This window comes from Klebsiella sp. LTGPAF-6F (assembly GCF_001753185.1).
In the GTDB taxonomy this organism is placed as follows: Bacteria; Pseudomonadota; Gammaproteobacteria; order Enterobacterales; family Enterobacteriaceae; genus Klebsiella; species Klebsiella michiganensis.
In genome coordinates this window covers 1,557,783-1,576,541 of the sequence record NZ_CP017450.1, presented here as the reverse complement: position 1 = coordinate 1,576,541, position 18,759 = coordinate 1,557,783, and the positions used below count along the sequence as shown (strand labels likewise).

The window sequence follows — 18,759 nt, the reverse complement described above, 5'->3', positions numbered from 1 at the left end:
CTTCAAACCTTAGGGGCAGGTATGTTAGGCAGATAATAATTCCACCTGCATCCTCTATAAAAAATACTTAAGCGAACCTATGGCAATGAATCAGACCGCACAACCCTTATCCGGCCCTGCTGCTGCGCCGCAAAAAGCACGCATCTCGTTTCGCATTCTCGGCGCTATCAGCCTCTCACATTTGCTAAACGATATGATCCAATCGCTTATTCTGGCTATCTACCCGCTGCTGCAAGCCGAGTTTTCGCTGACCTTTGTGCAGATAGGGATGATTACCCTCACCTTCCAGCTGGCCTCATCGCTGCTGCAGCCGGTCGTGGGCTATCTGACCGACAAACACCCGATGCCGTGGTCGCTACCGATAGGCATGTGCTTTACCTTAAGCGGTCTGGTGCTGCTGGCGATTTCCGGGAGCTTCGGGATGGTTCTGCTGGCTGCCGCGCTGGTCGGTACCGGCTCTTCGGTCTTTCACCCGGAGTCTTCACGCGTGGCGCGAATGGCCTCCGGCGGTCGCCATGGCCTGGCGCAGTCGATATTCCAGGTCGGCGGCAACTTTGGCAGTTCGTTAGGCCCGCTGCTTGCGGCCCTGATTATCGCGCCCTACGGCAAAGGTAACGTTGGCTGGTTTGTCCTGGCGGCGCTGCTGGCGATCGTCGTGCTGGCGCAGATCAGCCGCTGGTATGCCGCTCAGCACCGTATGAACAAAGGTAAACCCAAAGCGGTCATTGTCAATCCATTGCCGAAAAACAAAGTCATTCTGGCGGTTAGCATTCTTTTGCTGCTGATTTTCTCAAAATACTTCTATATGGCGAGCATCAGCAGCTATTACACCTTTTATCTGATGCAAAAGTTTGGATTATCGGTGCAAAACGCGCAGTTTCATCTGTTTGCTTTTCTTTTTGCCGTCGCGGCGGGAACGGTGATTGGCGGGCCTGTAGGCGATAAGATTGGGCGCAAATATGTTATTTGGGGCTCTATCCTTGGCGTAGCGCCGTTTACTCTTGTTTTACCCTACGCATCGCTGGAATGGACCGGCATTTTAACGGTGATAATTGGTTTTATCCTCGCGTCGGCTTTTTCCGCCATTCTGGTCTACGCTCAGGAGCTGTTGCCGGGGCGGATCGGTATGGTTTCTGGTTTGTTCTTCGGATTCGCTTTTGGCATGGGTGGCCTTGGCGCCGCGGTGCTGGGGCTGTTAGCTGACCATACCAGTATCGAGCTGGTCTATAAAATCTGCGCTTTCTTGCCACTGATTGGCATCCTGACGATATTTCTGCCTAACAACCACCAAAAGTCCTGATTCTTCGGCAGCCAAAGTGTAACTTTGGCTGCCTCAATCCCTTACTCCACCAGCATTACCCCGCATAAGCTGCTGCCATTTTGCGGTCCGTGCTTTTTTGCATGCCAATTCCATCTTTCTGCAAAATTCAACGATTATTCATAAACAAAACCGCTGAAATTGTCATAAACTATTATTCGGTTTTTTGGTTTTATACCCTAAATAATTCAAGTTGCAGGAAGGCGGCGATGCAGGGAATCCCCTGGAGCTTACTGAAGTAAGTGACTGGGGTGAGCGAGGAAAGCCAACGCCCATGCAAATTGAAGTATGACGGGTATATGCCGAAAATGGATCAGCTCACCACTGCAAGGAGACGGAATGCACCACGCAACACCGCTAATCACCACCATTGTCGGCGGCCTTGTGCTCGCCTTTATTCTCGGCATGATTGCCAATAAGCTACGTATTTCTCCTCTGGTGGGATATTTATTAGCGGGCGTGCTGGCCGGACCTTTTACCCCAGGTTTCGTTGCTGATACCAAGCTGGCGCCGGAGCTGGCCGAGCTTGGCGTGATCCTGCTGATGTTCGGCGTGGGTCTGCATTTCTCCTTAAAAGATTTGATGGCGGTCAAGGCTATCGCTATTCCGGGGGCAATCGCCCAGATCGCCGTGGCGACGCTGTTGGGTATGGCGCTCTCTGCCATGCTGGGCTGGTCGTTAATGACCGGGATCGTTTTTGGTCTGTGTCTTTCTACCGCCAGTACCGTGGTGCTGCTGCGCGCGCTGGAAGAACGACAGCTTATTGATAGCCAGCGGGGGCAAATCGCCATCGGCTGGCTGATTGTGGAAGATCTGGTGATGGTGCTGACGCTGGTGCTGCTGCCGGCAGTCGCCGGCATGACCGAGAAAGGCGACGTTGGCCTGGCTACCCTGGCCCTCGATATGGGCATTACCATCGGTAAAGTCGTTGCCTTTATCGCCATAATGATGCTGGTCGGCCGCCGACTGGTGCCGTGGATTATGTCACGCAGCGCGGCAACCGGCTCGCGCGAGCTGTTTACGCTGTCGGTGCTGGCGTTAGCGCTCGGCATCGCCTTCGGCGCCGTTGAGCTGTTTGACGTCTCCTTCGCCCTCGGCGCCTTTTTCGCCGGTATGGTGCTCAATGAATCCGAGCTCAGCCATCGCGCGGCCCACGATACCCTGCCGCTGCGCGACGCCTTCGCCGTACTGTTCTTTGTTTCCGTGGGAATGCTGTTTGACCCGATGATCCTGATCGATCAGCCGCTGGCGGTGCTGGCGACGCTGGTCATCATTATTTTCGGTAAATCGGCCGCCGCTTTCTTCCTGGTACGAATGTTCGGCCACTCGCCGCGCACCGCGCTGACCATTGCCGCCAGCCTGGCGCAAATCGGTGAATTTGCCTTTATTCTCGCCGGGCTGGGAATGGCGCTGGATCTGCTGCCGCAGGCCGGGCAAAACCTGGTGCTTGCCGGCGCCATTATCTCCATCATGCTCAACCCGGTCCTGTTTACCCTGCTGGAAAAATATCTCGATAAAACGGAGACGCTGGACGAACAGACGCTGGAAGAAGTGCTTGAAGATGAGAAACAGATCCCCGTCGATATCTGTAACCACGCGCTGCTGGTCGGTTTCGGTCGCGTCGGGAGCCTGCTCGGTGAAAAACTGATGGCGCAGGGCGTGCCGCTGGTGGTTATCGAAACCTCGCGTACCCGCGTTGACGAACTGCGCGCACGCGGTATTCGCGCGGTATTAGGCAACGCCGCCAATGAAGAGATTATGAATCTGGCGCATCTTGACTGCGCCCGCTGGCTGCTGCTGACCATCCCTAACGGCTATGAAGCCGGGGAAATCGTGGCTTCCGCGCGCGAGAAGTGCCCGAATATCGAGATCATCGCGCGCGCCCACTACGACGATGAAGTGGAGTATATCGTTGAACGCGGCGCCAACCAGGTGGTGATGGGCGAGCGGGAAATCGCCCGCGCCATGCTGCAGCTGCTCGAAACGCCGCCAGCAGGCGAGCTTATTACCGGTTAATGCTTCCGGCCCCGACTTCTCGGGGCCGGCTTTACTTACCGGCTTAGCGATCCCAGTAAGCCTCTTCCAGGCTATCTTCACGCTCCGGCAGGCCGCGGGTCAGACGCGGCGAGTGCTGGTTCAGCACCTGATAGCTCACGCGGTTAGCGTATTTACACACCTGCGCCAGCGAGGAATAGGTCAGCCACTTGCACTTGTGCTTGCTGGAGTTCGGCACGTTGTTGCGATGATAGTTATTGGCGGTGATATCGTGCAGCAGCGCCGCCAGCGCGCCGTCGCCCGCGCCGTTGGTATTCATGATCTTCTCCGGCCCGCCCATATAGGGTGCGATATGCGAATAAATACGCAGCGGATTTTCGCAATCCTGATGGCGCATCGCGCGGCTGAATTCATACTGGTTAAACTCGGCAATCGCGCCCGGCAGCAGCGGATGTTGCGTTTTGCGCTTAGCCTCATCCTCGGTAAAACTGGCCATATACAGCCCGGCAGGCCCGGCGGTGCACAGTACCAGGTCAACCCACTCCAGCGCCTTGTCGGAAGCCAGCAGCGGATCGGATAGTCCGGTCAGCGCTTCCGCTTCCTCTTCGTTCATCGCCAGAATAGAGACGTGCTCCTTGAGGAACGCCTGCCACCACGCCGGATTATCGGCGATAACGTATTTGGTCCCCAGAGTCAGGACCACCGGTACATCGTGCTTTTTCGCATATGCGATGGCCTGCATCGTCGCGTCCGGCATCGGCTCGCCCGGCTTGCAGCGCACGAGATAGGAGGTCAGCACCAGCGCGGAGGCGCCGGCGATGACGCTCTCCGGAATGCTTTCCGGACGGAGCTTGTTCATATGCCCGGGGCTGATCGCAAAGGTGCGCTCGCCGGAGTCGCTAATCAGCGTAAAGCAGCGCCCAATCGCCCCATCCACCCCCTGCAGGTAGTTCAGATCGGTACGGCTGGAGGTGTTGCACAGGTAGCGGTAGGCGTAGCCGCCGATTTCAATATTACTGCACATTACGCCAAGCAGAACCGAACGGTCATCCGCCAGCACCGAGTAGTTGTGCATGGTGTTACCGATGGTGCCGCCGGCAAACTGGTGGGTAATCAGGTCGTTGCGGACCAGTTCCTGATACAGCGCTTCGGCGACATCGTCTTCAATCACCAGCGAATGCCCGGCGCTCAGGCCGTAGCGTACGATAAACGCCTCATCCACTTTCGCTTCGATATCAACCAGGGTTTGATCGATGCCGACCACCCAGGCGACGTTAGACTCATTGTCCGGCTGAATTTGCTGCAGCAGCGGATCGCGAGCGTTGACGGGAAAATAGTGTTTGGATTTGCGTTTACCGGGAAATTTCATAGTGGCGATTTATTGACAGTGAACAAGCGGGGAATAGTAGCATACTCCCCGCCGCACGCGCGATCAGCGATATTTCGCCGTCAGGTTGACCATCATTTCAATATGCGCGGTGTCCGCATTAAGCGCCGGAATGTACTCATATTGCTGGCCGCCGGCTTCGAGGAAGATTTCCCGGTTCTGCACCGCGATCTCCTCCAGCGTCTCCAGGCAATCGGCGGAAAAGCCGGGGCAGATAACCTGAATATGCTTCACCCCTTTCTCACCGAGCATTTTCAGCGTTTCGTCGGTGTAGGGCGTCAGCCAGGGCTCACGACCAAAGCGCGACTGGAACGTCATCATCACCCGCTCAGGCGGCAGCCCCAGGGCTGAAACCAGCTCACGGGTGGTATCGCGACAGCGCTGAGGATAGGTATCCCCTTGCTGGGCGTACCGCTGCGGGATGCCATGATAGGAGAGCAGCAGTAAATCTGGCTCACCGTGCACCGCAAAGGATGCCCGCACGCTGGCGGCCAGCGCGTGAATATAGTCCACGTCATCGGCGTAGTCGCGAATAAAAGAGATGCCGGGGATGGCGCGCTTTTTGGCAAGGATACGCCCTAGTTCATCCCAGACCGCCGCCACGGTGGAGCAGGAGTACTGCGGATAGAGCGGTAGCACCACGATGTGATCCACGCCCTGCTCCAGCAGTTCATCAACCGCGCTCTCCAGCGACGGCGAACCGTAGCTCATCCCCAGCGCCACCGGCGTATCCGGAAGCCGCGCGGCCAGCGCCTGCCGCTGCTGCTGGCTATAGACCATCAGCGGCGAGCCATCTTCCATCCAGATGGACTGATAGAGCTTGGCGACCCGGGGCGCGCGCAGGGGCAGTATCACGCCGCGCAGCAGCGGCCACCACAGTAGACGGGAGGTATCCACCACGCGCCGATCGCTAAGAAACTGTCGTAGATAGCGCTTTACCGCGTCGGGCGTGGGCGCATCGGGAGTGCCTAAATTGGCTAATAAGATACCTGTTTTCGTCTGATGCATTACCGCCTCTTAACCATTTGAATCGCTGACAATTGTAGCTGAAATGGCGCTAAACGGAACCAATCATAGAAAAAGGTAAAATGAGAGGAGTTCTCACCCCGCCGCGGCGGGATGAGAACTAACGGAATTAACCGAGGATTTTTTCCAGTTCAACGCGAACGTCGGCCACCGCTTTGGTGCCATCGACTTTCGCGTACTGGGTATTGCCCGCTTCGGCTTCTTTCTGATAGTAGCCGATCAGCGGAGCCGTCATCTGATGATATTCAACCAGACGCTTACGCACGGTCTCTTCCTGGTCGTCTTTACGGGTGGTCAGCTCTTCGCCGGTCACGTCGTCTTTGCCTTCAACTTTCGGCGGATTAAATTTGATGTGGTAAACGCGGCCGGAAGCTGCGTGAACGCGACGCCCGATGATGCGGTCAACGATCAGTTCGTCAGGAACATCGAATTCCAGCACGTAATCCACGGTGATACCCGCTTCTTTCATGGCGTCAGCCTGCGGAATGGTGCGCGGGAAGCCGTCCAGCAGAAAACCGTTGCGGCAATCTTCCTGAGTAATACGCTCTTTGACCAGGGCGATAACCAGTTCGTCGGTGACCAGCTTACCGGCGTCCATAATATCTTTCGCCTGTTTGCCCAGCTCGGAGCCTGACTTCACCGCGGCACGCAGCATGTCGCCGGTGGAGATTTGCGGAATACCGTATTTCTCCATGATGAACTGAGCCTGAGTTCCTTTACCCGCGCCCGGAGCGCCAAGCAGAATAATACGCATTACGAAAATCCCCTCAAAAGTTGATTCAATTTTTCAAAAAACGCTAAACCATACCACCAGAACGCGGATGGCTCAAGGAAGGCGGGGCGGCTGAAACGGTTAATGGTGAGATATTTTACGTAGAGTGCGGTTTGATGCCCTCACCCCGGCCCTCTCCCAGCGGGAGAGGGGTAGAGTGAGGGTAAAGATTACGACGCCAGCAGCTGGTTCATGCGGCGGATAAACTGGTTCGGATCTTCCAGCGTACCGCGCTCGGCCAGCAGCGCCTGATCGAGCAGCAGCTCAACCCACTCGCCGAACTGTGCATCATCCTGGGTATCCGCCGCGCGTTTTACCAGCGGATGCAGCGGGTTCAGTTCAAAGATGTACTTCACTTCCGGCGCGGCCTGGCCCGCAGCGGCAAACAGTTTTGCCATCTGGGTGCTCATTTCATCCGCGTCGGTGGTGACGATGGCCGGCGTATCGGTCAGACGATGGGTCAGACGAACCTCTTTCACCCGGTCGCCGAGCAGCGTTTTGGCACGCTCAACGAACGGCTCCAGCGCCTTCTCGGCTTCTTTAGTGGTTTCATCCACTTCGTCCGTCAGCTTATCCAGCGACTCATCGGCTTTCGCCACCGACTGGAACGGCTTACCGTCGAACTCGGTCAGATAGCTCATCATCCACTCGTCGATGCGATCGGAAAGCAGCAGCACTTCAATGCCTTTTTTACGCAGCAGTTCCAGATGCGGGCTGCTTTTCGCGGCAGCGTAGCTGTCGGCGGTAATGTAGTAAATCTTCTCCTGCCCTTCTTTCATGCGGGAGACATACTCTTCCAGCGACACGGTCTGCGCGGCGGAGTCGGTATGGGTGCTGGCGAAACGCAGCAGTTTGGCGATGGCCTGCTGGTTGGCCTGATCTTCCGCCGGCCCCTCTTTCAGCACGAGGCCAAACTGCTGCCAGAAGGTCTGATATTTTTCCGCGTCGTCTTTCGCCAGTTTTTCCAGCATCTGCAGGGCGCGTTTGCTCAGCGCGGTTCGCAGATTGCGGGTGACGCTGCTGTCCTGAAGGATTTCACGCGACACGTTCAGCGGCAGATCGTTAGAGTCGACCAGGCCGCGGACGAAACGCAGGTAGTTCGGCATAAACTGCTCGGCGTCATCCATGATGAAGACGCGCTGCACGTACAGCTTCAGGCCGTGTTTATGATCGCGATTCCACATATCCCACGGCGCCTGCGACGGGATATACAGCAGGCTGGTGTACTCCTGCTTACCTTCAACGCGGTTGTGGCTCCAGGTCAGCGGATCGCTGTAATCGTGGGCAATGTGCTTATAAAACTCGTTGTATTCGTCGTCTTTGATTTCCGACTTATTGCGCGTCCACAGCGCCTGGGCTTTGTTAATTTTCTCCCAGCTAATGACGGTTTCGCCGTCAACGTCTTCGCGCTTTTCAATTTCCACCGGCAGCGCGATGTGATCGGAGTATTTGCTGATGATCGAACGCACGCGCCAGTCGTTGAGGAAATCGTCCTCGCCTTCGCGCAGGTGCAGCGTGATCTCGGTACCGCGATCGGCTTTGTTAATGTCGGCAACGGTATATTCGCCTTCGCCAGCGGATTCCCAGAAGACGCCGTTTTCGGCGCTGTCGCCCGCCGCGCGGGTACGGACGGTAACTTTATCGGCAACAATAAACGCCGAATAGAAGCCCACGCCGAACTGGCCAATCAGCTGGCTGTCTTTCGCCTGGTCAGAGCCCATGGACTCAAGGAACGCTTTGGTGCCGGACTTGGCGATGGTGCCGAGATGGTCGATGACCTCATCGCGATTCATACCAATGCCGTTATCGGCGATGGTCAGGGTGCGGTTGTCTTTATCAAATGAAACACGCACGCGCAGTTCGCCGTCGCCTTCGTACAGATCCGGCTGGGACAGCGCGCGGAAGCGCAGCTTGTCGGCCGCATCGGAGGCGTTGGAAATCAGCTCACGCAGGAAAATTTCTTTATTGGAATAAAGAGAATGGATCATCAGGTGCAGAAGCTGCTTGACCTCTGACTGAAAACCACGAGTTTCTTGTCCTTTCATCTAAATCAACCTCAACAATGCCATTGTTAATGGTAAAAAAACCGTTGAGGGTGAGATGGGGACAGAGGGAGAAGTTTTCAAGCGGAGGCCCCGAAAAGCGCCTCCGTTTGATTAAAAACGAATCTTATGCCGCCCGGCGAGCGAGTGGGATAGCGTCGTGCCGTCAACCATCTCCAGCTCGCCGCCGACCGGTACGCCATGGGCGATACGGCTCGCGTCTACGCCATACTGCGCGCAGAGCTCGGCGATATAATTGGCCGTCGCCTCCCCTTCTACCGTTGGGTTGGTCGCGAGGATCACTTCCTGCATAGATTCGTCACGCAGACGCTGTTCCAGACGATCGAGCCCAATGTCATCCGGCCCGATACCGTCAAGCGGCGACAGGTGGCCCATCAGCACAAAGTAGCGACCGGAAAACTGCCCGGTCTGCTCGATAGCGTAGATATCCGCTGGGCTCTCTACCACGCAGATCTGGCCGTTTTCCTTGCGCCGAGGGTTGCTGCAAATATTGCACACCTCCTGCTCGGTGAAGGTACGGCAATCGGCGCAGTGGCCGATTTCCGACATCGCGCGCGTTAGCGCCTGCGCCAGGCGCATTCCGCCGCTGCGGTCGCGCTGCAGCAGGGTAAACGCCATGCGCTGCGCCGACTTCGGGCCGACGCCCGGCAGGCAGCGCAGTGCTTCCATAAGCTGCGTTAACAGCGGACTGGTCTGCATCAGAACGGCATCTTAAAGCCTGGCGGCAGCTGCATACCGGCGGACACGGACGCCATTTTTTCTTTCTGCGTCTCTTCAATGCGGCGGGCGGCGTCGTTAAACGCGGCAGCCACCAGATCTTCCAGCATCTCTTTGTCGTCTTCCAGCAGGCTCGGGTCGATCTCAACGCGACGGCAGTTGTGCGCGCCGTTGATGGTGACTTTTACCAGGCCAGCGCCGGATTCACCGGTCACTTCCAGTCGGGCCACTTCTTCCTGCATCTGCTGCATTTTTTCTTGCATCTGCTGGGCCTGCTTCATCAGGTTACCCAGACCGCCTTTTCCACCAAACATAGGCTTCTCTCTCAGTAAGTCATCGTTAAGGATGCTGACCGCAAGTCAGACTTGCAATCAAATGGGGCGAATACTCTCTTCATCCAGGTCCGCATCGAAGAATCGACGCAGCGTCTGAATGTTATTATCCGCAATAATCGCTTCACGCGCCTGCGCGAGCTTTTCTTCATAAATTGCCTGCCGCCACTCAAGCGGCGTGCGCATCGCGGGATTATCATCTTCCACGATGGTCAATTCAACCGGCGTACCGTACAAAATACCGAGCGCTTCCGCCAGCTTTTGCTGCGCGCCCGCCGAATTCAGGTGACACTGGCTCGGACGCAGATGCAGGCAGACGCGATTGCCCTCCTGCTCTTTCCAGGCGTTCAGGGCGACCTGCTCTACCAGTTTGGGTACCGCAAGCCGGCTGACCTCCGCCGCCCAGCTATCGCGCTCGACCGCTTCGACTGCCAGCTTTGCCGCCAGCTCCGGCGTTTTTTCATGCTCCAGCGCTTTTTTCAGCGCCTTCGGCGTCGCCACTTCTTCTTTTACGGCTTCAACAACCGTCGTCGATTTCCAGCGATAGGCTTCCTTTTTCGCCGGCGCTTTCTCCAGCGCAGCCGCCGCCGGACGCGCCTGTACGCGTTCGGTAATTGAACTCAGTCGTTCCAGCGCAGCGTTATTCACCGGCCGCGCGCGGGAAGCGGCTGCCGGTTCACTCTTTTTTGGGGTGGGCGCTCCCTGGCTACGCTGCAGCTGGCTGCGGGCCGCCAGCACCTGGCTGGTGGTCTGCGGCAAATTCGGCGGCGGCGACGGCGGCGCGGATGCCGGGGCAGCCTGCTGGGCCGGTGCGGCCTGAATAGCCTGCACCGGCGGCGCCTCCGGTTCCGGCAGCGGCATACGCGGATGGAAAGCCAGCGCACGCAGAAGCGTCATCTCGACGCCCATTCGTCTGTCCGGGGCGTACGGGAGCTCTTTGCGGCCAATCAGTAGCGTTTGATAGTACAGCTGAACATCGGTTGGCGGCACCGTCCGCGCCAGCTCGCGCATGCGCAGCTCAATCGCGGCCATATCCGCTCCCAGCGCCGACGGCGAGAGCTGAACCATCGCAATACGGTGCAGCAGGCTTTGCATCTCCACCAGCAAGGCCTCCCACTCCACGCCGCGGGCGGCAGCCTCATTGACGCCGGCCATGACCCGCTCGCCGTCGGCAGCCACCAGCGCCTCAATCAGCGAAAGCGCCTGATCGTCGTCAAGGGTGCCGAGCATGGTGCTGACGGATTCAGCCGTCAGGCGACCGTCGCCGCTGGCAATGGCCTGATCGGTCAGGCTTAACGCATCGCGCAGGCTACCGTCCGCCGCGCGCGACAGCAGCTGCAGCGCGCGCGGTTCAAAAGCGATCTGCTCGGCGCCGAGAATATGCTCCAGCTGATGGCGAATCTGTTCGACGTCCAGCGCCTTAAGATGGAACTGCAGGCAGCGGGAAAGAATGGTCACCGGCAGCTTCTGCGGATCGGTCGTCGCCAGCAGAAATTTAACGTGCGCCGGGGGCTCCTCCAGCGTTTTTAACAACGCGTTGAAGCTGTGGCGCGAAAGCATATGGACTTCATCGATCAGATAGACCTTGAAGCGACCGCGGGCCGGCGCGTACTGGACGTTATCCAGCAGATCGCGGGTATCTTCGACTTTGGTGCGCGAGGCGGCATCGATCTCAATCAGATCGACAAAGCGCCCCTGTTCTATTTCACGGCAGTTATCGCAGACGCCGCACGGCGTGGCGGTAATGCCGGTTTCGCAGTTTAATCCTTTTGCCAACAGGCGCGCGATAGAGGTTTTACCGACTCCGCGGGTACCGGAAAAAAGATATGCGTGGTGAATGCGCCCTAACGACAAGCCGTTCGCCAGTGCGGTCAGCACATGTTCCTGGCCGACGACGTCAGCAAAGGTTTGTGGGCGCCATTTACGGGCTAAGACCTGATAACTCATGGGCTGGCTCTGAAACGCTGGAAGGTGAAATCACGAGGGGTCATGCTATCACAGCCCCGCTCAATCAGCGAGGCTATGTGGTGGGATTTGCTTAGTGGCCCGGGAAAGGGACCAGGCTATAGCAGTTGATTCCCAGTTTTTCCAGGCGCTGCTCGCCGCCCAGATCGAACAGATTAATAATAAAGGCCGCATCGTGCACTTCACCGCCCAGGCGACGAATAAGCTTCACGGTGGCGTCAATGGTGCCGCCGGTTGCCAGCAGATCGTCAACCACCAGGACTTTATCGCCTTCTTTGATCGCATCGACATGGATTTCCAGCTGATCGGTGCCGTACTCAAGCTCGTAGCTTTCTGCGATAGTTTCACGCGGCAGCTTACGCGGCTTGCGTACCGGAACAAAGCCTACGCCCAGCGCCAGCGCAACCGGTGCGCCAAATAAGAAGCCACGCGCCTCGGTGCCCACCACTTTGGTAATCCCCGCGTCTTTATAACGCTCGGCCAGCAGCTCAATGCTGAGCGCGTAGGCCTTCGGGTCTTCCAGCAAGCTGGTGACATCACGGAAAAGGATGCCAGGTTTCGGATAGTCCTGGATGCTTTGGATGCTGTTCTTCAGATATTCAAGCTGCTGTGCTGTTGCGGTCATAAGTGTATGCCTGATTAAAACGGTGTTACTCACGGGCATGCCAAATGGGCCAAAGAAACTTTTGTTTAACCTTTGACCAGGCTTACCCGCGCTCGAAAACGCCAGAATTTACTGGCTGTCAGCGACAATTGCAACCATCATTATTGCGCATCAGTGCTTTTGTTGCTTTGCATCAACCACCGGAATGCGCCACATAAATATCAGCAGACAGGTCAGAATGATCAGCAGCAAGATGCGCACCCAGGTAAGATTAACCAGCCACAGCGAAATGGCAAAGGTCAGCAAAATCATCGCGACCGCCCGCGGCTTCGCGCCCGGCGGCATGGCGCGGTATTTCTGCCAGTGACGCAGGTAGCCGCCAAACCATGAGCGATACAAAAGCCAGTGGTGAAAGCGCGGCGACGAGCGCGCAAAGCACCAGGCGGCAAGCAGGATAAACGGCGTCGTCGGCAGTAGCGGTAAAAACACGCCCAGCGTTCCCAGCGCTACCGCCAGCCAGCCAATGATGATCAAAATAATACGTGGCATAATGCGAATCGTTATCACGAAGATAACGCTAATGTAGCACAGTTGCTTATCAGGGGATGGAGGAGTTATTTGAAAACCGCCCGGCTTTTACATTCACTGGAAAACCAGCTTGCGGAGCTGGCCGCTCAGGTGGCGCCCATGGCCAATCACGCGACCCTCAGCCCGCGCTTCGATCGTCAGCTGTTCCGTACCCGCAGCACGCAGATGCAGGCTTATCTCAATGAGGCCAGAGACGGCTTTACGGCGTTAAAACAGGCGGCCGAACGCCAGCAGCTTGCGCAGGTCGCCTGGCTGGCGGAACGTCTCGTTGCTCAAATCGCCGCGATTAACCGGGAAACGGCGACCTGGTCATTACGCGCCTGGGATAGCGCGTCGCCAACGCTTAGCCGCTGGCAGCGCCGACGTCTACAGCATCAGGAGTATGAACGGCGCCTGCTGGCCATGCGCAACGACCGACAAAGACGACTGGCGCAAGCCATTAGCCTTGATGACCAGCAGCGGCTGGCAAAGGAAGTTGAAGCCTATACCGGGCGCCTGGCCCGCTGTCGCGACGCGCTGGAAAAAATTGAAAACAGAATAGCCCGCTTAACGCGCTAACGGGAGGAAGAAGTATGTCGCTGGAAAATGCCCCTGACGAGGTCAAGCTGGCCGTCGATTTAATTATGCTGCTTGAGGAGAATAAAGTTCCTGCGCAAACCGTGCTAGCTGCGCTGGAAATTATCCGTCGAGACTATGAAAACAAAGTAAAAAGTGCGGAAGAGTCCTCGCAAAACGCACAGGAGTAGTCTGTTGGCGGATCGTTGGGGGTGGCAGAGTTGTCGCCTGCCCCTTACCACAACGGATAGATGCTCATGGAAAGATTCTCACGTACGCCGCACGATGCTATTTTTCGTCAAATGCTGGCCCAGAAAGAGGTCGCTCGCGATTTTTTACAGCTTTATCTTCCCGCGCAGTTTTTAAGTATCTGCGATCTCAATACGCTGCAGCTGGCTTCCGGCAGCTTTATCGAGGAAGACCTGCGATCCAGCTACTCCGACATTCTCTACTCCCTACAAACGCAGCACGGCGCGGGATATATCTACGCGCTGATTGAACATCAAAGCTCGCCGGATAAGCTGATGGCTTTTCGCCTGATGCGCTATACGCTGGCCGCCATGCAGCGCCACCTGGATGCCGGCCACAATACGCTGCCGCTGGTGGTCCCGATTCTGTTTTATCACGGCACCGTCAGCCCCTGGCCACATACGCTCAACTGGCTCCAGCTTTTTGACTATCCTGAGCTTGCCGGCGCGCTGTACGGCGGAGATTTTCCGCTGGTGGACCTGACCGTTATGCCAGATAATCATATCCTCCGCCACCAGCGTATGGCGATGCTGGAACTGTTGCAAAAGCATATTCGCCAGCGCGATCTGGCCGAACTGCAACCGATGCTGATTACGCTGCTGGCGCAAGGATATCTGACGGAAAACCAGATCAATATCCTCATCAGCTATATGCTGCAGGCGGGAACCTCGGAAAAACCCGGGCCCCTGATTCGCGAGCTGGCGAAGCAGTCGCCCAGGCACAAGGAGCTACTGATGACAATTGCCGAATGGCTGGAAGAGAAAGGCCGTAAAAAAGGTAGAAAAGAAGGCAGACAGGAAGGTTTGCAGGAAGGTTTGCAGGAGGGCCGTAGAGAAATCTCGCACAGCATTGCCCTGAAAATGCTCGCCTGCGGGCTGGAGCCGAAGATGGTGATGGAACTGACCGGTCTGAGCCAGGAAGAACTCTCCTCGCTCAGCCTTTAACATCTGCGGGGCGGATACCCACCGCCCCGTTATGCTTAGCTTATCGCCGGGGAGGCATCGTCGCCCTTATCCCGCTTCACCTCTGTCACTTCATCGCCCTTCTCATTGCGCAGATGCACCTCCAGCTGGTTAAAGGCGATGTCAATATTGTTCTCGCGGCACAAACGATCGATAGCGCGGTTAAGCTCATCCACCGCATAGCTGCGATCGCGAAGTTCACGCACGTACAGGCGCAGTTCATGATCGAGCGTGCTGGCGCCGAAGGTGGTAAAGAAGACCGAGGGCGCGGGCTCTTGCATCACTTTCGGATGCTCATGCGCGGCCTGGAGCAGCACTTCTTTAACCTTATCCAGGTCGGAACCATAGGCCACGCCAAGGCGGATGACCACGCGGGTGACGGTGTCGGAGAGCGACCAGTTGATCAAGCGTTCCGTCACGAAGGCCTTATTCGGGATAATGACCTCTTTACGGTCAAAATCGGTGATCGTCGTGGCGCGAATGCGGATTTTGCTGACGGTACCGGAGAAGGTACCAATGGTCACCGTATCGCCAATACGCACCGGGCGCTCAAAGAGAATAATCAGACCGGAAACAAAGTTACCGAAGATTTCCTGTAAGCCAAACCCTAAACCAACCGACAGGGCGGCCGCCAGCCACTGAAGTTTGTCCCACGAAACGCCCAACGAGCCAAATACCGTCATCGCGCCAATAACAATAATGGCGTAATTAAGGATGGTCGTAATTGCATACGACGCCCCCTGGCGCATATTGAGTCTCGATAGCACCAGCACTTCCAGCAGGCCCGGCAGGTTGCGGATTAACGCCCAGGCGACCATCGACGCGACAATCGCGAACAGCAGGCTGCCCATGGTGACGCTTTTCACGGCGCTGACGCCGGCTTCCGTACCGTTGTAATGCCACAGCGTAATACTGTCGAGATAGGCGAACACGGTGATCAGATCGGACCAAATCGCCCAGAACAGCACGGCAAACAGCGCAATCATCACCAGCATCGTAATACGCAGCGTTTGCTGGTTAACCTGCTCCAGGGCAATCGTCGGTTCTTCCTGGGGTTCGGCCCCTTCAGCACCCTCTTTAACCAGATGCTGACGACGCGCCAGCGCACGGCGCCAGGCAATACGCCGGGCGGCCACGCTCAGGCCGCGCAGAACGGTCTGGTACAGCAGGTTCCACAGCATCACCAGGTAAACGGTTTCAATCCAGCGGCCGGCCAGACGCAGCGTCGTGTAGAAGTAGCCGGTTGCCGTCAGCACCATCAGGGCGATGGGCACAATCGATAGCACGGTGACGGTGATAAGGCGCAGGCTGTGGGACTCTTTATCACGCCAGCTTTCGCGGCACATCGGCAGAACAAGCACCGCAATCAGCAGCAGGTTGAGGAAAATAACAAACTGCCCGAGCACGTCATCCATCAGGTGCAGCGGCGACAGCTCCGACATCACCGACCAGAAATTGAGCGGCAGCAGCGCAAGGCTGACGCGGACAATCTGCCGCCGCCAGTGGCTGGTCAACTGCGACGGCATATTAAAGTGGCGCACCGCCACGCCGTCTTTTTCCAGCACCTTCCAGCACAGGCCAAACACCAGCCAGAACAGCGCCAGCTTCTTACTATAGGCCCACAGCAAATCGCTGATATTCAGCTGCATGGTCAGCAGAATCAGGCCAATGGCCAGAATCACCAGCACCACAGGCAGCGCGCGGATCAGATCGATAAGAATCGCTTTCGGCGTGTGAAGCTGAGTGTCATTGCGCAGTTGCCCCACCTGTGAAGCCAGCTTCGCCTGATACGCTTTCAGCCAGTTAAGGCGCCAGCGAATCAGACCGGCAATCAGCAGCAACGGCAGGCCGGCAAGGAAAGCGATAAATACCGCAGGCCAGGCTTTTTCCCAGTTTACGGTGATTTTCATCGCCTTAAACTGCCCTTTCAGCGCTTCCGGGAAGGCTTTAACCCACTCCCAGTCCATCGGACGGTTACTGTTTACCCAAAAAATCTGCTGCGTCAGAATGGCTTTCAGGTTGGTCGACACGCTCATTAACTGCTGCTGATTGATCTGCAGGTTAATGGCCATCATCAGCTGGTTACCCAGCTGTTTGTTGAACTGATCGAGCAGCTCCCGGCGCATATCAACGATTTCGAGAAGCGCGCTATGCACTTCGGCATTGACATCGCTGCTGTGCCCTTCCTCCAGCTTCGCGACGTACGCATCGCTCTGGAACAACGCATCGCGCTGCTGGTTAACCTCAAACTGTTCGAGGCGCAGGTCGGCGATGCGGTTCGTCATATCGCTCAGCTCCTCCGCAGAGGGCAGCGTTTGCTGCTGCTGATAAAGGATACGCGACAGCAGCAGGCTGCCTTTCAGCACGGAAATCTGCTCTTTTATATCACGCTCGGATTGCAAAGCGCGATCGAGCCAGGTCTTCACTTTGATGTTGCGCTGAACCAGCTGATTACCATTTTCCGTCGCCGAAATCAGTCTTTCGCTAAGCTGGTGGTTAATCTCCAGCTCCTGCTTCACCAGCGGGTTTGCCTGAATACGCGCCGTTTCGTCCGGGGAAACCGCTTCCTGAGCCGTCTTTTCCGTCAGCGTCAGGCGCTTGCTATTCACCGCTTCCTGCAATAACTGAAGCTGGTGTTCAAGACGGTTGCTGTAGGCGGTGATGTAATCACGCTGCTTTTGCAGGGTATCCTGCAGGACCGTGTTACCTTCCAGGCTTTTGCGCTGCTGGTCTATCTGCGCATTCAGCAGAGCCTGCTGCGCCAGCAGCAAACTCTGCTGGGTAGGACGCAGCGTCTCCTCGCCCGTCGAGGTGCCATTCAGGCGGTTACGGATCTGCTGCAGCTGCTGCGAAGCGGAGTACATCGCATTCTGCACACGTTCCGGCTGGGTTTGTAGGGAGACTAACTGGCTGTTATAGGTTGCCAGATCGTTCTGCGCGTTTTGCAAATCGTCCAGCGTCTGAGAGACGCGCGATTCCAGCTGACGTAGCGATAACGTGCTCAACGTTTTACGCGTCGCCTCATCATCGGGAACATCGCTTAGCGCGTTGAGGCTATCGATAGCCTGATTCATTTTCGCTGGCGCCTGAGCCACCTGCTGACGCAGCTGCGTCGTTTCCGACTTAATGCGTTCGATTTTATCGAGGGTTTCCAGGGTCTGGGTCAGGTCCTGCTGAACCAGCTTGTCCTGCGGGGTCAGCTCTTTTTGCTTATTCAGCGTCGTGAGCTGGCTTTGCACCTCGGAACGTTCGGGTAAGTCAGCCGCCAGCGCCGTGTTAACGCTAATACAGCCGATAAAAAACATCAGGGTAAGAACAAAAGCGGATATGGCGTTTCGCCAACGGATAGTATGCAGCATAGTGTTAACATGAGTGATTGCAAAAGCCGGAGAATACCGGGGATCGTCGCAGCGCGAAGAATAGCACTTCTGTTATCGCGCGAATAGCGGCGGACAGCAGGAAAAATACCCCTTTTGTCCGCGAGGATACTTAAGCTTCCGCGCCTTCAGAACTGCGCAGAGAGGGGCACAATTGATACATTTCAAGCAGCGTTTCGACATATGCCCGCGCTTCATGCTGCAGATCGAAAGCGTTGGGCGCCAGCAGCCAGTTCTCCATCAGGCCAGAAAGATAGCTGCGCATTAAAATCGCCGCCCGCCGGGTGAGTAAATTGGCGGGCAGCATCTTCGCCGCAATGCACTCGTTTAATGTCTGCTCGATACGATCGTAGCTCTCAAGGCATAAACTTCGCTGCGCTTCTTGCAGCGTGACCATCTCTCAGACGAACTCGCATTTATGGAAAATGATTTCCATCATCAAGCGCCTGCGTTTTTCTGTCACCGTTGCTTCAAGGATATACACTAAGATCTCTCTGACAACTGACAGTGGATCGTTGGGGAATTTTGCCCGATACTCAACTTCGAGATCGTTGATGTTGGCTTCTGAAAGCACCCATATTTCATTAAATAAATCTGATTTATTTTTGAAATGCCAATAGATAGCGCCCCTCGTCACACCGGCCTCTTTTGCAATTGCGGCCAGCGAGGTGGATGATACGCCTTGCTGCGAAAACAGACGCAGAGCAACATCCAGAATATGTTGCCGGGTCTCAAGCGCCTGTTGTTTGGTTTTTCGTGCCATAGGTCGATGAGTTTACAGAGGTTACGTTTACATACATTTGTGAATGTATGTACCATAGCATGACCATAATAGAAACACAGCAGTGG

15 protein-coding genes, 1 pseudogene and 1 other annotated feature are annotated in these 18,759 nt (G+C 56.5%); of the genes and pseudogenes, 5 read left to right on the top strand and 11 right to left on the bottom strand.

Going from position 1 to position 18,759, the window contains the following annotated elements; all coding sequences use genetic code 11:
* The first annotated feature begins 79 nt into the window (after positions 1-79).
* Together BJF97_RS07370 and ybaL are read left to right on the top strand one after the other, a co-directional pair.
* A complete protein-coding gene (locus tag BJF97_RS07370) occupies positions 80-1,300 on the top strand; it encodes an MFS transporter (protein ID WP_032694163.1) in 1,221 nt (406 codons plus the stop codon).
* Between the two features lie 357 nt (positions 1,301-1,657).
* Entirely contained in the window at positions 1,658-3,334 is a 1,677-nt protein-coding gene (gene ybaL / locus BJF97_RS07365) for a YbaL family putative K(+) efflux transporter (protein WP_014228214.1), read from the top strand.
* A gap of 43 nt (positions 3,335-3,377) precedes the next feature.
* Here ybaL and BJF97_RS07360 read toward each other — a convergent pair whose 3' ends face one another.
* From BJF97_RS07360 to BJF97_RS07320, 9 genes are all read right to left on the bottom strand, one after another.
* On the bottom strand, positions 3,378-4,682 hold the full coding sequence (locus tag BJF97_RS07360) for an inosine/guanosine kinase (RefSeq protein ID WP_004137947.1): 1,305 nt from the start codon (positions 4,680-4,682) through the stop codon (positions 3,378-3,380).
* A gap of 63 nt (positions 4,683-4,745) precedes the next feature.
* The gene (gene hemH / locus BJF97_RS07355; RefSeq protein WP_014228213.1) at positions 4,746-5,708 is read right to left on the bottom strand and encodes a ferrochelatase; all 963 of its coding nucleotides are present in this window, start codon (positions 5,706-5,708) and stop codon (positions 4,746-4,748) included.
* Positions 5,709-5,835: 127 nt separating this feature from the next.
* Positions 5,836-6,480 carry an adenylate kinase gene (gene adk / locus BJF97_RS07350; RefSeq protein ID WP_004848363.1) on the bottom strand — a complete coding sequence of 215 codons (645 nt, stop codon included), beginning with the start codon at positions 6,478-6,480 and terminating at the stop codon, positions 5,836-5,838.
* 188 nt (positions 6,481-6,668) lie between these two features.
* On the bottom strand, positions 6,669-8,543 hold the full coding sequence (gene htpG, locus BJF97_RS07345; RefSeq protein WP_009653565.1) for a molecular chaperone HtpG: 1,875 nt from the start codon (positions 8,541-8,543) through the stop codon (positions 6,669-6,671).
* Between the two features lie 111 nt (positions 8,544-8,654).
* Positions 8,655-9,260 (bottom strand): recombination mediator RecR, encoded by a 606-nt coding sequence (gene recR / locus BJF97_RS07340; protein WP_004129946.1) that lies wholly within the window; start codon positions 9,258-9,260, stop codon positions 8,655-8,657.
* Positions 9,260-9,592 (bottom strand): YbaB/EbfC family nucleoid-associated protein, encoded by a 333-nt coding sequence (locus BJF97_RS07335; protein ID WP_004099673.1) that lies wholly within the window; start codon positions 9,590-9,592, stop codon positions 9,260-9,262. The genes recR and BJF97_RS07335 overlap by 1 nt, the downstream gene beginning before the upstream one ends.
* 57 nt (positions 9,593-9,649) lie before the next feature.
* Complete coding sequence (dnaX, locus tag BJF97_RS07330) at positions 9,650-11,557, bottom strand: DNA polymerase III subunit gamma/tau (RefSeq protein WP_032694162.1); 1,908 nt, start codon at positions 11,555-11,557, stop codon at positions 9,650-9,652.
* Positions 10,253-10,317 (bottom strand) — a sequence feature (DnaX frameshifting element). Its footprint overlaps the gene before it by 65 nt.
* 91 nt (positions 11,558-11,648) lie before the next feature.
* Complete coding sequence (apt, locus tag BJF97_RS07325; RefSeq protein WP_004099669.1) at positions 11,649-12,200, bottom strand: adenine phosphoribosyltransferase; 552 nt, start codon at positions 12,198-12,200, stop codon at positions 11,649-11,651.
* A gap of 150 nt (positions 12,201-12,350) precedes the next feature.
* Positions 12,351-12,728, bottom strand: coding sequence for a DUF454 family protein (locus BJF97_RS07320; RefSeq protein ID WP_004848353.1), 378 nt, complete (start codon positions 12,726-12,728; stop codon positions 12,351-12,353).
* 69 nt (positions 12,729-12,797) lie between these two features.
* On the opposite strand from BJF97_RS07320, the gene priC reads away from it, so the two are divergent.
* From priC to BJF97_RS07305, 3 genes are all read left to right on the top strand, one after another.
* On the top strand, positions 12,798-13,325 hold the full coding sequence (gene priC / locus BJF97_RS07315; RefSeq protein ID WP_032694161.1) for a primosomal replication protein N'': 528 nt from the start codon (positions 12,798-12,800) through the stop codon (positions 13,323-13,325).
* Between the two features lie 14 nt (positions 13,326-13,339).
* On the top strand, positions 13,340-13,513 hold the full coding sequence (gene rsmS / locus BJF97_RS07310; RefSeq protein ID WP_064506547.1) for a pleiotropic regulatory protein RsmS: 174 nt from the start codon (positions 13,340-13,342) through the stop codon (positions 13,511-13,513).
* Between the two features lie 66 nt (positions 13,514-13,579).
* The gene (locus tag BJF97_RS07305; protein ID WP_032694160.1) at positions 13,580-14,515 is read left to right on the top strand and encodes an Rpn family recombination-promoting nuclease/putative transposase; all 936 of its coding nucleotides are present in this window, start codon (positions 13,580-13,582) and stop codon (positions 14,513-14,515) included.
* A gap of 35 nt (positions 14,516-14,550) precedes the next feature.
* On the opposite strand, the gene mscK is transcribed toward BJF97_RS07305, so the two are convergent.
* Both mscK and acrR read right to left on the bottom strand, forming a co-directional pair.
* A complete protein-coding gene (mscK, locus tag BJF97_RS07300) occupies positions 14,551-17,892 on the bottom strand; it encodes a mechanosensitive channel MscK (protein ID WP_014228209.1) in 3,342 nt (1,113 codons plus the stop codon).
* 130 nt (positions 17,893-18,022) lie between these two features.
* A pseudogene (gene acrR / locus BJF97_RS07295) lies at positions 18,023-18,673 on the bottom strand (multidrug efflux transporter transcriptional repressor AcrR).
* Positions 18,674-18,759 lie beyond the last annotated feature (86 nt).